Annotated in this window: 10 protein-coding genes; 6 read left to right on the top strand and 4 right to left on the bottom strand. The window is 66.1% G+C overall.

From position 1 onward, the window contains the following. Positions 1 to 74: 74 nt before the first annotated feature. The 3 genes from DY467_RS06260 to DY467_RS06250 form a co-directional block, all read right to left on the bottom strand. The gene (locus tag DY467_RS06260) at positions 75 to 1,598 is read right to left on the bottom strand and encodes a helicase HerA domain-containing protein (RefSeq protein WP_164634632.1); all 1,524 of its coding nucleotides are present in this window, start codon (positions 1,596 to 1,598) and stop codon (positions 75 to 77) included. A 125-nt stretch (positions 1,599 to 1,723) separates the two neighbouring features. Further along, positions 1,724 to 2,740, bottom strand: a complete 1,017-nt coding sequence (locus DY467_RS06255) for an LLM class flavin-dependent oxidoreductase (protein ID WP_164634630.1) — start codon at positions 2,738 to 2,740, stop codon at positions 1,724 to 1,726. A 111-nt stretch (positions 2,741 to 2,851) separates the two neighbouring features. Further along, entirely contained in the window at positions 2,852 to 3,475 is a 624-nt protein-coding gene (locus DY467_RS06250) for a TetR/AcrR family transcriptional regulator (protein ID WP_107343920.1), read from the bottom strand. A gap of 79 nt (positions 3,476 to 3,554) precedes the next feature. Between DY467_RS06250 and DY467_RS06245 the strand changes: the two genes are divergently transcribed. Genes DY467_RS06245 through DY467_RS06220 form a run of 6 tightly spaced genes read left to right on the top strand, consistent with a single transcriptional unit; the run spans position 3,555 to position 10,885 of the window. Continuing rightward, the gene (locus tag DY467_RS06245) at positions 3,555 to 4,643 is read left to right on the top strand and encodes an efflux RND transporter periplasmic adaptor subunit (protein ID WP_164634628.1); all 1,089 of its coding nucleotides are present in this window, start codon (positions 3,555 to 3,557) and stop codon (positions 4,641 to 4,643) included. Then, on the top strand, positions 4,640 to 5,713 hold the full coding sequence (locus DY467_RS06240; RefSeq protein ID WP_164634626.1) for an efflux RND transporter periplasmic adaptor subunit: 1,074 nt from the start codon (positions 4,640 to 4,642) through the stop codon (positions 5,711 to 5,713). Before DY467_RS06245 ends, DY467_RS06240 begins: the two co-directional genes overlap by 4 nt. Beyond that, on the top strand, positions 5,710 to 8,760 hold the full coding sequence (locus DY467_RS06235) for an efflux RND transporter permease subunit (RefSeq protein WP_164634624.1): 3,051 nt from the start codon (positions 5,710 to 5,712) through the stop codon (positions 8,758 to 8,760). Before DY467_RS06240 ends, DY467_RS06235 begins: the two co-directional genes overlap by 4 nt. Position 8,761: 1 nt before the next feature. Further along, positions 8,762 to 9,043: a hypothetical protein gene (locus DY467_RS06230; protein WP_107343924.1), complete on the top strand. Its 282-nt coding sequence runs from the start codon at positions 8,762 to 8,764 to the stop codon at positions 9,041 to 9,043. 31 nt (positions 9,044 to 9,074) lie between these two features. Then, entirely contained in the window at positions 9,075 to 10,268 is a 1,194-nt protein-coding gene (locus DY467_RS06225) for a patatin-like phospholipase family protein (RefSeq protein WP_107343925.1), read from the top strand. Between the two features lie 59 nt (positions 10,269 to 10,327). Then, positions 10,328 to 10,885 (top strand): hypothetical protein, encoded by a 558-nt coding sequence (locus tag DY467_RS06220; protein WP_164634622.1) that lies wholly within the window; start codon positions 10,328 to 10,330, stop codon positions 10,883 to 10,885. A 25-nt stretch (positions 10,886 to 10,910) separates the two neighbouring features. Here DY467_RS06220 and DY467_RS06215 read toward each other — a convergent pair whose 3' ends face one another. After that, the gene (locus DY467_RS06215) at positions 10,911 to 12,899 is read right to left on the bottom strand and encodes an adenylate/guanylate cyclase domain-containing protein (protein WP_164634621.1); all 1,989 of its coding nucleotides are present in this window, start codon (positions 12,897 to 12,899) and stop codon (positions 10,911 to 10,913) included. Between the last annotated feature and the right edge of the window lie 18 nt (positions 12,900 to 12,917).

The raw sequence follows: 12,917 nt of genomic DNA, 5'->3' as shown, positions 1-12,917 counted from the left end.
ACTGCGATTGCCTCTCGTATCGCAAATCGGCGCGCCGACTTGAACCGTTTTCTAGCCTGGTGAGGCGACGGGGCTCATGCCGAAGCGGCGCGGCAATCGTCTTCGAGCGGCAGGTCGTCGGGCGCGTTGGGATCGCCGGGCGCGGTGGCCCAGGCGAGTTCGACCAGCGTCACGGTGCGACGGCCGGCGCCGTCGAATTGGCAGACGATCAAGCCCTGTTCTTCGATGTAGGTCAGCAGGCGCCGGGCGCGGCGCAGCGAGTGCGTGCCATAGGCCCGCGCGATCGCGGCGTCGCCGGGGCAGGGCCAGCCTTCCTTGGCGGCGCGGGCGATGATCATGAACACGCCCTGCATATCGTCGGGCAGGGTGGAGGCGCGCAGCGTCACGTCCTGCCACGCATCATCGGCAGCCATCTCGGTGGTGAGGCCGGCGCGAGCGTGCGTCAGCATCCGCCGAAACTCGGTCATGTCCGGAATCGCGGTGGCCAGGCCTTCGATCCGGCAACGCACCACGAATTCCTGATACAGCACGCCGATGGCGCGGAAGCCGGCGTCCGGCTCGGCCAGGATCGCGCGCAGGATACGGTCGAGCCGTTCGCGGCGCTCGGCGATCTGTTCGTCGCTGAGCGGCGGCGCTTCGGGCTCGGGCGTGGTGTCGATCGCGACAGACTTCGCCGCCATCAACTGGCTGAGCAGATCCGGCGCGGGGGCGCGGCGCTGCGGCCGCGTTGCGGTGGTCTCCGGCGGCGGCGCGGCGAGGATCACGGCGCGCGCGTCTTCGAGCCCGGCTTCCGGCAGCGGCATCAGGCGCGGCGTGGAGTTGCGCGGATGCGTCTCGGTCGGCCCGATCCGCAAGCCAAGCGGGCGGCGCGACAGCGCCGGGCCGAGCGCCATGAACTGGCCGCGTTCGAGATCGCGAAACGCTTCGGCCTGCCGCCGCTCCATGCCGAGCAGGTCGGCCGCGCGCGCCATGTCGATATCGAGGAAGGTGCGGCCCATCAGGAAGTTCGAGGCTTCCGCCGCGACGTTCTTGGCGAGCTTGGCGAGGCGCTGGGTCGCGATCACGCCGGCGAGGCCGCGCTTGCGGCCGCGGCACATCAGGTTGGTCATCGCGCCGAGCGACAGTTTTCGCGCTTCGTCCGAGACTTCGCCAGCGACGGCGGGCGCGAACAGCTGTGCTTCGTCGACCACCACCAACATCGGGTACCAATGGTCGCGCGCGGTGTTGAACATGCCGTCGAGATACGCCGCCGCGCGGCGCATCTGGTTTTCGGCATCCAGTCCTTCGAGATTGAGCACCGCCGAGACGCGATGGATGCGGGCGCGCTCGCCGGCAACCTGCAGGCCGCGCTCGGTGTGGTCTTCGGCGTTGATGACCAGATGGCCGAATCGCTCCGCCAGCGTGACGAAGTCGCCTTCGGGATCGATGATCGCCTGCTGTACCCAGGGCGCGCTCTGCTCCAGCAGGCGGCGCAACAGATGCGATTTGCCCGAGCCGGAATTGCCCTGCACCAACAGGCGCGTCGCCAGCAGTTCCTCGAGATCGAGAGCCGCGGTTGCGCCTGAATTGGTTTGCCCCATTTCGATCGCAACGGTCATGGCTCGGCCCGAGGTCTCCTTTCGCGAGCAGGGGGCTTAACAACCTGGGCGCGCCGCGTCGAGCACCTGCGGCGGTTCCGCCCGGTGTTATGCACGCACATCAGCGTTGCGTGACAAGCCGCGAATCAGCGCCAGCCGAGCGCCGGCGCGACGTGAGTGAGAACGGCCTCGATCACATGGGCGTTGTAATCGACGCCGAGCTGATTGGGGATCGTCAGCAACAGCGTGTCGGCTTCGGCGATCGCCTCGTCAGCCTTGAGCTGTTCGATCAGCGCGTCGGGCTCAGCCGCATAGGAGCGGCCGAAGATCGCGCGGGTCTGTTCGTCGAGATAGCCGATCTGATCCTGCTGCTGGCCTTCGCGGCCGAAATAGGCGCGGTCGCGATCGTCGACCAGCGGGAAGATGCTGCGGCTAACCGAGACGCGCGGCGTGCGGGTGTGGCCGGCCTGTTTCCACGCTTCGCGATAGGCGCGAATCTGCGCCGCCTGCTGAACGTGAAACGGCTCGCCGGTCTCGTCGTTCTTCAGCGTCGAGCTTTGCAGATTCATGCCGAGCTTGGCGGCCCACACCGCGGTGGCGTTGGAGCCGGCACCCCACCAGATGCGGTCGCGCAGGCCTTCCGAATACGGCTCGAGCCGCAATAGACCCGGCGGATTGGGAAACATTGGCCGCGGGTTGGGCTGCGCGAAGCCCTGGCCGCGCAAAAGGTCGAGCAGCACTTCGGCGTGGCGGCGGCCCATGTCGGCGTCGGTCTCGCCCTCGGCGGGCTGATAGCCGAAATAGCGCCAGCCATCGATCACCTGCTCGGGCGAACCGCGGCTGATGCCAAGCTGCAGCCGGCCGCCAGCGATCAGATCGGCGGCGCCGGCATCTTCAGCCATGTACAGCGGATTCTCGTAGCGCATGTCGATCACAGCGGTGCCGATCTCGATGCGCTTGGTTCTGGCGCCGATCGCGGCGAGCAGCGGGAAGGGCGAGGCGAGTTGCCGGGCGAAATGATGCACGCGGACGTAGGCGCCATCGGCGCCGAGCTGTTCGGCAGCCTGCGCTAGATCGATGGTTTCGAGCAGCGCATCGGCGGCCGAACGCGTGCGTGATTGCGGCGACCAATGGCCGAACGAGAGAAAACCGATCTTCTTCATGGAGGGCAGCCCTGACGATGTGAAGGCTGTAGATAGTGCGCCTGGCGTTTCAGAAAAGCCTTCGCTGGCGCATGGCGGTGATCGATCAGCACGCGCGCCGCGCGTGATGCCTCAATCGTTCGCCAAGCCGCGCAGCAGCAGATCGACACTCGCTTCAGTGAAGGCGACGAAATCGACTTCCTTGCGGGTGCCGAACAAGAGCGACCACAGGCTGAGCAGTACTGCGGGACTCATCACGATCTCGGTGAAGGCAGCCGCCGGCGCATCGCGGAATTCGCCCGCGGCGACGCCGTCGTCGATCACCTGCCTGAACTGATCCATGATCGGTGCGACGAATTCGTCGTAGTGACGGTCGACCAGATCCGGAAAGCGGCAGCCCTCGGCGATCAGGAAGCGCAGAATTTCGCGGGACTCGCGGTTCTCCGCAATGTGGCCATAGGTGAAGGCGATCAAGCCGCGCAGCCGTTCGGTGGCCGAGCCGGAGAGGGTGAGCGCGTGGTCCTTCAAGCCCGGCAGAAACGACTGCGATTTATGCCGGACCATCTCCTCGAACACCCGCTCCTTGGTGTCGAAGTAAAAATAGATCGTGCCCTTGGTCACGCCTGCGCGCGCCGCGACATCCTCGAGGCGGGTGGCCGCATAGCCGTGCACGACGAATTCCTCGAACGCGGCGTCGAGGATTTCCGATGGGCGCTCGGCTTTGCGGCGGGCGCGTTTGGTGACGGCAGGCGGCATGGGGCGAACTCCGATCACGTAGTTTTAATATTGACTTTCGAGTCAGTCAATAATATTGCACTGCAATGCGCTTGATCGAATGGGCGAATTCCTGATGCTTTGGCTCAGACCCGTGGTGCTGCTGATGATTGCCGCCTCTCTGGCGGGATGCGGCGAGGAGGCCCGGCGGGAACGCCCGGTGACCCTGGTGAAGACCGAGGTGGTCCACACCCAGCCCCGCAGCACGGTCATTCGGGTGACCGGCGACGTTCAGGCCCGGGTTTCCACCGAATTGTCGTTCCGTGTCAGCGGCCGGGTGGTCGAGCGCCTGGTCGACGTCGGCGCCCACGTCAATGCCGGCGATCTGCTGGCGCGGCTCGATCCGACCGAACAGCGCGCCGATCTGGTCGGCGCCCAGGCGGCCCTGACTGCCGCCGAAGCCCAGCTCCGTCTCGCCACCGCGACCTACGAACGCCAGAAGACGCTGATGGGGTCCGGCTTTACCACCCGTGTTGCCTATGACCAGGCGCAGGAGGGGCTGCGCGCCGCCGAGGGCTCTGTCGACACCGCGAAGGCGCAACTCGGCATCGCCAAGGATGCGCTCGGCTACACCGAGCTGCGCGCCAGCGCCGCCGGCATCATCACCGCACGCAACGTCGAAGTCGGTCAGGTCGCGCAGTCGGCGCAGTCGGCCTACACGCTCGCCGAAGACGGCGCCCGGGATGCGGTGTTCGACGTCTATGAGGCGATCTTCCTGATCCCGGTCGGCAGCGACTCCATCAAGCTGTCGCTGGTGTCGAACCCGGCAATTACCGCCGTGGCCAAGCCGCGCGAAATCTCGCCGACCGTCGATCCGAAGACCGGTTCGGTCCGGGTCAAACTGTCGATCGAGAATCCGCCGCCCGAGATGACGCTCGGCAGCGTCGTGGTCGGCGAGGGCTTCAGCCAGACGCTGGACAAGATCGTGCTGCCGTGGAGCGCGCTGACCGCCGATCAGAGCGGCGCTGCGGTGTGGGTGGTCGATCCGAAGACCCATGCCGTGTCCCTCAAGAGCGTCGCGATCGAACGCTACGAGACCGACGCGATCGTGGTCAGTCGCGGCCTCTCGATCGGCGATCGCGTCGTGGTCGACGGCGGAAAGATGCTGCGTCCCGGGCAGGTGGTTGCCGATGCGGGAGGCGCCGCATGAGCGCACCACGTTTCGTTGCGGTGATCGCGGCTGCGCTGCTGCTGACCGGCTGCAACGACAAATCGGAAACCAAGCCCCCGGTGCGGCCGGTGATGTCGACGGTGATTGCGCCGCTGCAGGCGACCAATCTCGCCGTCGTCGGCACGGTCGAGCCGCAGTTCAAAACCGACTACGGCTTTCGCATGCTCGGCCGGCTGATCGCCCGTCCGGTCAATATCGGCGACGTCGTGGAGAAGGGGCAGACGCTGGCCGCGGTCGATCCGTTCGCGGCTGAACTCGCGGTGCGTTCGGCGCAGGCCGATCTGGCGACCGCGCAGGCGCAACTCGTCAATGCCAGCGGCACCGCCAACCGGCAGCGAGCGCTGATCGAGACCGGCGCGACCACCAAGGCGACACTCGACAGCGCCGAGCAGGGCGATGCCGCCGCGCAGGCTGCGGTGGTCCGCGCCCAGTCGGCGCTGACCAAGGCGCGCGAGCAATTGAGCTACACCAAGATCGAGGCGCAATATGCCGGCGTCGTCACCGCGGTCGGCGCGCAGGTCGGTCAGGTGGTCAATCCCGGCCAGATGGTTGCGACCGTCGCGCGTCCCGACATTCGTGAGGCGGTGATCGACGTCGCCGACGATCTGGTCGGCGTGCTGAAGATCGGCACGCCGCTGACCGTGGCGCTGCAGCTCGATCCGCGCGTCCGGGTCGACGGCAAGGTGCGCGAGATCGCGCCGCAGGCCGATCAGGTCACCCGCGCGCGCCGGGTCCGTATCACGCTGGAAAATCCGCCCGAGACATTCCGGCTCGGCACCACCATCACCACGCTGATCCCGGGCAAGCCGAGCCGCGGCTTCCGCCTGCCGGCGACCGCGATCCTGCGCCAGGGCGATCAGGCCAGCGTGTGGGTGATCGACACCGCCAAGGGATCGGTCAGTAAGCGCAGCGTGCAGGTCGCACCGAGCGACAACGGCACGGCTCAGGTCACCGATGGACTCGAGGCCGGCATGCGGATCGTTACCGCCGGCGTCCATCATCTGCAGGAAGGCCAAATGGTCCGGTTCGAACGGGAAGTCACGCCGTGAAGTCGTTCAATCTCTCCGACTGGGCGCTGCAGCACCGTTCGCTCGTCTGGTACTTCATGATCGCCTTCATGGCGGCCGGTCTGTTTTCGTATCTCGACCTCGGCCGCGAGGAAGACCCGGCGTTCACCATCAAGACCATGGTGATCCAGGCGAAGTGGCCCGGCGCCTCGGCCGAGGAGACCACCCGACAGGTCACCGACCGGATCGAGAAGAAGCTCGAGGAGCTGGAGTCGCTCGACTACACCAAGAGCATCACCACGCCCGGCGAGACCACGGTGTTCGTCAATCTACGCGACACCACCAAGGCACGCGACGTGCAGCCCACTTGGGTGCGCGTGCGCAACATGATCAACGACATCAAGGGCGACTTCCCGCAGGGCGTGGTCGGCCCCGCCTTCAACGATCGCTTCGGCGACGTGTTCGGCAATATCTACGCTTTCACCAGCGACGGCCTGACCCAGCGCCAGCTTCGCGACAAGGTCGAAGAAGTCCGCGCCAAGGTGCTGCAGGTGCCGAATGTCGGCCGTGTCGACATCGTCGGCGCCCAGGACGAAGTGATCTTCCTCGAATTCTCGCCGCGCAAAGTCGCGGCGCTCGGCCTCGACCAGCGCACCATCGTCAGCTCGCTGCAGGCGCAGAACGCGATCACGCCGTCGGGCGTGCTGCAGGCCGGGCCGGAGCGGATCAGTGTCCGCGTCAGCGGTCAGTTCACGTCCGAAGAAAGCCTCAAGGCGATCAATCTCCGGGTCAACGACCGCTTTTTCCCGCTGACCGATGTCGCCACCATCCGGCGCGGCTACGTCGATCCGCCGACCTCGCTGTTCCGCTTCAACGGCGAGCCGGCGATTGCACTGACGATCGGCATGAAAGCCGGCGCCAATCTGCTGCAGTTCGGCGAAGCGCTGAAAGAGGAGATGAAGCGGATCTCTGCCGATCTGCCGGTCGGCGCCGAAGTGCATCTGGTGTCGGACCAGCCGCAGATCGTCGACGAGGCGGTGTCGGGCTTTACCCGGGCGCTGTTCGAGGCGGTGGCGATCGTGCTGGTGATCAGCTTCATCAGCCTCGGCATGCGCGCCGGCCTGGTGGTGGCGATTTCGATCCCGCTGGTGCTGGCGATCACCTTCATGGTGATGTCCTATTCGGGGATCTCGCTGCAGCGGATTTCGCTCGGTGCGCTGATCATCGCGCTCGGCCTGTTGGTCGACGACGCGATGATTGCGGTCGAGATGATGGTGGCGCGGCTCGAGGTCGGCGACTCGCTCGCCAAGGCCGCGACCCATGTCTACACCTCGACTGCGTTCCCGATGCTGACCGGCACGCTGGTGACGGTGGCGGGCTTCATTCCGATCGGCCTCAACAACAGCGCGGCGGGCGAGTTCACCTTCACGCTGTTCGTGGTGATCGCGGTGTCGCTGCTGACGTCGTGGATCGTCGCGGTGCTGTTCACGCCGCTGCTCGGCGTCACCATCCTGCCCGACAAGATGAAGAACCACCACGAGACCAAGGGCCGGTTCGCGACGATGTTCAGCCGGATGCTCGGCTTCTGCATGCAGCACCGCTGGCTGACGATCGGACTGACGCTGGCCGCCTTCGCGCTGTCGATCGTCGGCATGGGCTTCGTGCAGCAGCAGTTCTTCCCGAATTCGGACCGTAAGGAACTGATCGTCGACTGGAACCTGCCGCAGAACAGCTCGATCGCCGAGACCAATGCGCAGATGGCCAAGTTCGAGCGCGAGGCGCTGACGGGACGGCCCGGCATCGACCACTGGTCGACCTATGTGGGGCAGGGCGCTCCGCGCTTCGTGCTGTCGTTCGACGTCGAGCCGTCGAACGCCACCTTCGGCCAGATGGTGATCGTGACCAAGAGCCTCGCCGACCGCGACCGGCTGCGGCAGGAGCTGCAGGCTTACTTGCGCAAGACCTTCCCGGGCACCGACGCGCTGGTGAAATTGCTCGACATCGGCCCGCCGGTGGGGCGGCCGGTGCAGTATCGCGTCAGCGGGCCGGATATCGCCAAGGTGCGCGGCTTCGCGCAGCAGCTCGCCGGCATCGTCGCCGCCAATCCGCATCTCGGCGAAGTGGTGTTCGACTGGATGGAGCCGGCGCGGGTGATCAAGGTCGACGTGCTGCAAGACAAGGCGCGGCAGCTCGGCGTCACGTCGGAAGACATTGCCTCGACGCTGAACGGCATTCTGGACGGCGCGACCATCACCCAGGTGCGTGACGACATCTATCTGGTCAACGTGCTCGGCCGCGCCAATGACGCCGAGCGCGGCTCGATCGAGACGCTACGCAACCTGCAACTATCCGGCGGCAGCGGCCAGACGGTGCCGCTCGCTGCGGTCGCGACCTTCCGCTACGAACTGGAGCAGCCGACGATTTGGCGCCGCGCGCGGCTGCCGACCGTCACGGTCAAGGCCAGCGTGATCGACGAGGTGCAGCCGGCGACGGTGGTCGAGCAGCTGAAGCACTCGGTCGGCGAGTTCACCGCCAAGCTGCCGGTCGGCTATTCGGTGACCGTCGGCGGCGCGGTGGAAGAGAGCGGCAAGTCGCAAGCGCCGATCGTCGCGGTGGTGCCGATCATGCTGTTCGTGATGGCCACCGTGCTGATGATCCAGCTGCAGAGCTTCCAGCGACTGTTCCTGGTGTTCGCGGTGGCGCCGCTGGCGCTGATCGGCGTGGTCGCGGCGCTGCTGCCGAGCCGTGCGCCGCTCGGCTTCGTTGCGATCCTCGGCGTGCTGGCGCTGATCGGCATTCTGATCCGAAACTCGGTGATCCTGATCGTGCAAATCGAACAGTTGCGCAGCGAGGGACGTCCACCTTGGGATGCGGTGACGGAAGCAACCGAGCACCGGATGCGGCCGATCATGCTGACGGCGGCGGCGGCGAGCTTGGCGCTGATCCCGATCGCGCGTGAAGTGTTCTGGGGACCGATGGCCTACGCGATGATGGGCGGCATCATCGTCGGCACGGTGCTCACCCTGTTGTTCCTGCCTGCGCTGTACATTGCGTGGTTCCGCATCAAGGCGCCGACACAAGAGGCTTAGGATGGCTAGTTCGAGTGAAACACCGCCCGATCTTCCGCTGTGCCGCGGCGACCGCGTTCGGATGAGTCCGCTCGGCCGCGAGCGGCATCCGCGCTACGGCACCCGTGAGGGCGTCATCGTCGGGCAGGGCTCGCCGAGCAGTTGGCGGGTTAAGTTCGACGACCGCAAGACCATCCAGGCGATCCATCAGGACTATCTCGAGCGCGTTCCGGGGCAGGCGCCGCGCTTCGACACGTCCGAGCCCTGGAGCCGTTGGCGCGACGATCCGCCGGCGACCCCGTAGTCGCGCGTCCCTCGTTCCTTCTGGTGTCCTGATGTCCCGCGTGCCCCGCTCGTTTGTCGTCGTTGTCGCGCTGGCGTCGAGCTGCTTGCTCGCCGCCTGTGCAAGCCTGCCGCGCCAGCCCTACACGGCCGCCGAAGCCGCCAAGGCGCGGATCCTCGATCGCGACGATCTGCGGCGCTACGCCGACGATCCGCCGTCCGCCTTTGTGGATGGTCGCCGGATTTCCGGACCGCAGACCTACCTCGCGCTGTCCGGCGGTGGCGCCGACGGCGCCTATGGTGCGGGCGTGCTGGCGGGATGGACGGCCGCAGGAAGCCGGCCGTCGTTTTCGATCGTGTCCGGCGTCAGCACCGGCGCGCTGATCGCGCCATTCGCCTATATCGGCCCGCGCTACGACGACACGCTGCGGGAGCTCTACACCAGCGGCGTGGCTGAAAGCCTGCTGGAGGATCCGAACCCGTTCAACGCGATCTTCGGCTCAGGCCTGTTCGGCAACAAGCGCCTGCGCGAACTGGTTGCCCGGTACATCGATGCCAATTTCATGGAGGAGGTGGCCGAGCAGTACGCCAAGGGGCGGAGGCTGTTCGTCGTCACCACCAATCTGGATTCGCAGCGCTCGGTGATCTGGGACATGGGCCGGATCGCCGCGCTGCGAACGCCGGAGAGTCTCAATCTGTTCAGGGATGTCGTCGCGGCTTCGGCCAGCATTCCGGCCGTGTTCCCGCCGATGCTGGTCAATGCCGAAGCCGATGGCGTCCGGTTCCAGGAGATGCATGTGGATGGCGGCGTGATGTCGCCGGTGCTGACCTTGCCCGAGGCGTATCTGATGCGTAGTGCCTCGTGGGACAAGTCGCTCAACCTGCAACTCTACATCCTGATGAATAATACCATTGAACCGGAGTTCCAGCTGGTGCGCGATCGTGCGCTGGACATCGCCGCGCGGGCCTCGTCGTCGATGATCAAGGCGCAGACCCGGTCGATCCTCTACAGCACCTACGCGTTCGCCCGCCGCAACAAATACGGTTTCAATCTGTCCTATATCGAGAGCGACCGGCCGCCGTCGCCGCCCGGCTTCGACACCGCCTACATGCGCTCGCTGTATCAATACGGCTACGACCGCGCGCGCAGCGGCCATGTCTGGTCGAGCGCACCGCCGGCGGATGATTCCGCACCGGCGCCCGTTGCGGCCACCACCCCGGCGCGCCACGTCGCCGGTGTCCAATAACGACGCGCTGTGAGCGCGGCGTCCACCGCTTCGACCTGCGGTGGACGAGTGAGGCGAAGATGTCTGCAATCCGGTTCACGACGGCCCTGACGGCCGCGGTGCTGTTGTTTTGTCCGGCTTCGGCCGCGGTGTCCGATCGTGGCCACGAGCCGACGGTGCAGCCGCCGCCGGCGACGTCTACCGACGAGCCTACTGGTTCAGTGACGATCGCGCGCAGTAGTGGCGCCGATCTGATCCGGATGGTGGAGAAGAAGCTGCCCGGCGTGCGGGTCTTCGATCTCAACCTCACCGACGAAGGCTCGGTGCCGTGGTTCGAGGTCAAGTCGTATCGGGGAGATCAGGTGTGGAGCACCATGATCGACGTCGCCACCCGGCGGATCGTTCGTTCCTCTGAGGCCAAGCCGGCCTCCGATCTCGACGCCGAGACCCAGCGTGACCTCGGCGATTTCCGGCGGATCAAGATGAAGCTGTCCGAGGCGGTGGTGATCGCCGAGCAGCTCAGTGGCGGGCGCGCGATCAGCGCCGGGCTGCACCGCGGCGATAACAAGCTGGTGTTCGTGGTCGTGGTGGTGGCAGACGGCGCGCTGAAAGAAGTCACCGTGGAGCCGGACAAGTAGCGCCGTCTCGCCGCGCTTGGCTGCTTCAGCTCTTGTCGAGATCCTCGACCACCTGCACCAGCGTTTGCTTCACCTCGGTGCGATCCGCCGTGACGGTGTCGATGAACAGCCGCATCCCGGGCAGTTCCTTGCGGATCACGTCGGTCGATCCTGAGATCTTCAATCCGCGCACCTCATAGGCGCGCACCGGCTCGCTGAAGCCTTTCACCGTAAGGGCAGGACGCTCCTCGGCCTCGATCACATCGTTCACAAGCGACCAGGTGACGTGCGAGATCAGGATCGAGCCGGGCTCGCAGTTCTGCTCCAGGCGCGAGGTGAGGTTCACGGCGCCGCCGACGATGGTGTAGTCCATCCGGTCCGGGCTGCCGAAATTGCCGACGGTGCAGAAGCCGGTGTTGATGCCGATGCGGACCCGGAACGGGCGCTCGGCGCCGGCGTCGATCCACTCCATCTCCAGCTGCTTCAGCTTCTCCTGCATCTCGATCGCCATCATCACGCAGGCGACTGCGTCCTCCTTGACGCCGCGGCTCTCCGGATCGCCGAAGAACGCGAGCACGGCATCGCCGACATATTTGTCGATCGTGGCGCCGTGCTTGAGCGCGATCTGCGCCATCTCGGCCAGATAGCGGTTGAGCATCGCGGTGAGGTCTTCCGATTCCAGCTTGTCGGTGGTGGCCGTGAAGTTGGCGATGTCGGACAGGAAGATCGTCAGCTTCTTGCGCTTGGAGGCGATCTCGGCGTCCTGATGGCCGCTGAAAATCGACGAGTACACTTGCGGTGACAGATACTTCGACAGCGCGGCCGACAGCCCTTCAAGACTGCGGTTACGCGTCTCCAGTTCCTCGGTGCGCTGCTTCACCATCGAGTCGAGATATTCCTCGCGCGCGGCGACCTGTCCGGCCATGCCGGTGAACACCCGGGCCAGTTGGCCGAGCTCGTCGTGGCGGGTCGCGACGGGCGTCAGCGAATTCGGATCGAACTTCTGCGACTCCAGCGCGGCCGCTGCGCGGGTGATCTGGCGCAGCGGGGCCGCCTGATAGCGGGCGACGCCGATCGACAGCAGGATGCCGAGCGCGGCAATCGCCGACGCGGTGACGGCCGCGATCTCGGCCTGGCTCTGCACCGTCGCCCAGACACGGTTCATCGGCAGGCGAACCAGCGCGGCACCGACGATCTCTTTCTGCTCGTTGCGCACCGGTGCGATCACGCTGAGGTTCTGGCGACTCTCGACGTGCCGGGTCTGGCCGTCGGCGATCACCAGACGCACCGGGCCGAGTTCTTTCTCGTTGGGACCGTCGCGGCGATCGGCGCCGTACACGCCGGGGCCGACCAGCGCGTCGAGCTTGCGGTCGAACACCCACACCGCGTCGATGTCGCCGTCGGCCAGCAGATTCTCGACCGTGCGCGGCAGGCCGATCTTCATCGTCAGCTGCTGCAGGAATTTGGCACTGCGCCCGACCTGGATGATGCGCGGTTTGTCGATGCCGCCGACGCCGACATATTTGAAATGCTGATTGTCGATGTCGCGCTTGCGGGCGTCCTGATTGACCACCTTCTTCTGGCCAGTGAGCAGATCGTGGAAGGCGTAGGCCTGCGGCTGCATCTGCGGCGAATTGCTGAAGGTGAAATTCACGTCCGGCAGGCTGTGCAGATAGGCGTGGCCTTTCTCGTCGGTGATCCAGATTTCGTCGAGAACGGTGTCGTCGGTGATCGACTTCAGCCGGCGATTGATCTCGGTCGGCGTCATGCCGGCGCGCTCGGCGGCTTCGACGAAATGGCCGAGCAGGGTGCCTTCGGCGGTCATCTCCTCGGCAATGATCCCCTCGACTTCGGTCGGGATCGACGCGGCGAGACTGGCGCTGCGCGCCAGCAACCGGGCGACCTTCTCACCCGATGCTTCGGCCTCGGTGATGATCGCGCGCCGTGTGGTCCAGGTCAGCAAGGCGGCGGTTACGAGCGTGGCGCCGACCGTCAGCACCGTGACCAGCAGGACCAACCGTGTGGTAAATTTCATGAAAGAACCTGTGCTTGC

The sequence above is a fragment of the Rhodopseudomonas sp. BR0G17 genome, from assembly GCF_010907025.1.
GTDB classification, from domain to species: Bacteria; Pseudomonadota; Alphaproteobacteria; order Rhizobiales; family Xanthobacteraceae; genus Rhodopseudomonas; species Rhodopseudomonas palustris_H.
This window is presented reverse-complemented; position numbering and strand designations above follow the sequence as displayed.

Bases quoted from the DNA above. Each gene is read 5' to 3' on its own strand.
- DY467_RS06260 (WP_164634632.1), bottom strand. From the start codon at position 1,598: ATGACCGTTGCGATCGAAATGGGGCAAACCAATTCAGGCGCAACCGCG.
- DY467_RS06255 (WP_164634630.1), bottom strand. From the start codon at position 2,740: ATGAAGAAGATCGGTTTTCTCTCGTTCGGCCATTGGTCGCCGCAATCA.
- DY467_RS06250 (WP_107343920.1), bottom strand. From the start codon at position 3,475: ATGCCGCCTGCCGTCACCAAACGCGCCCGCCGCAAAGCCGAGCGCCCA.
- DY467_RS06245 (WP_164634628.1), top strand. From the start codon at position 3,555: ATGGGCGAATTCCTGATGCTTTGGCTCAGACCCGTGGTGCTGCTGATG.
- DY467_RS06240 (WP_164634626.1), top strand. From the start codon at position 4,640: ATGAGCGCACCACGTTTCGTTGCGGTGATCGCGGCTGCGCTGCTGCTG.
- DY467_RS06230 (WP_107343924.1), top strand. From the start codon at position 8,762: ATGGCTAGTTCGAGTGAAACACCGCCCGATCTTCCGCTGTGCCGCGGC.
- DY467_RS06225 (WP_107343925.1), top strand. From the start codon at position 9,075: ATGTCCCGCGTGCCCCGCTCGTTTGTCGTCGTTGTCGCGCTGGCGTCG.
- DY467_RS06220 (WP_164634622.1), top strand. From the start codon at position 10,328: ATGTCTGCAATCCGGTTCACGACGGCCCTGACGGCCGCGGTGCTGTTG.
- DY467_RS06215 (WP_164634621.1), bottom strand. From the start codon at position 12,899: ATGAAATTTACCACACGGTTGGTCCTGCTGGTCACGGTGCTGACGGTC.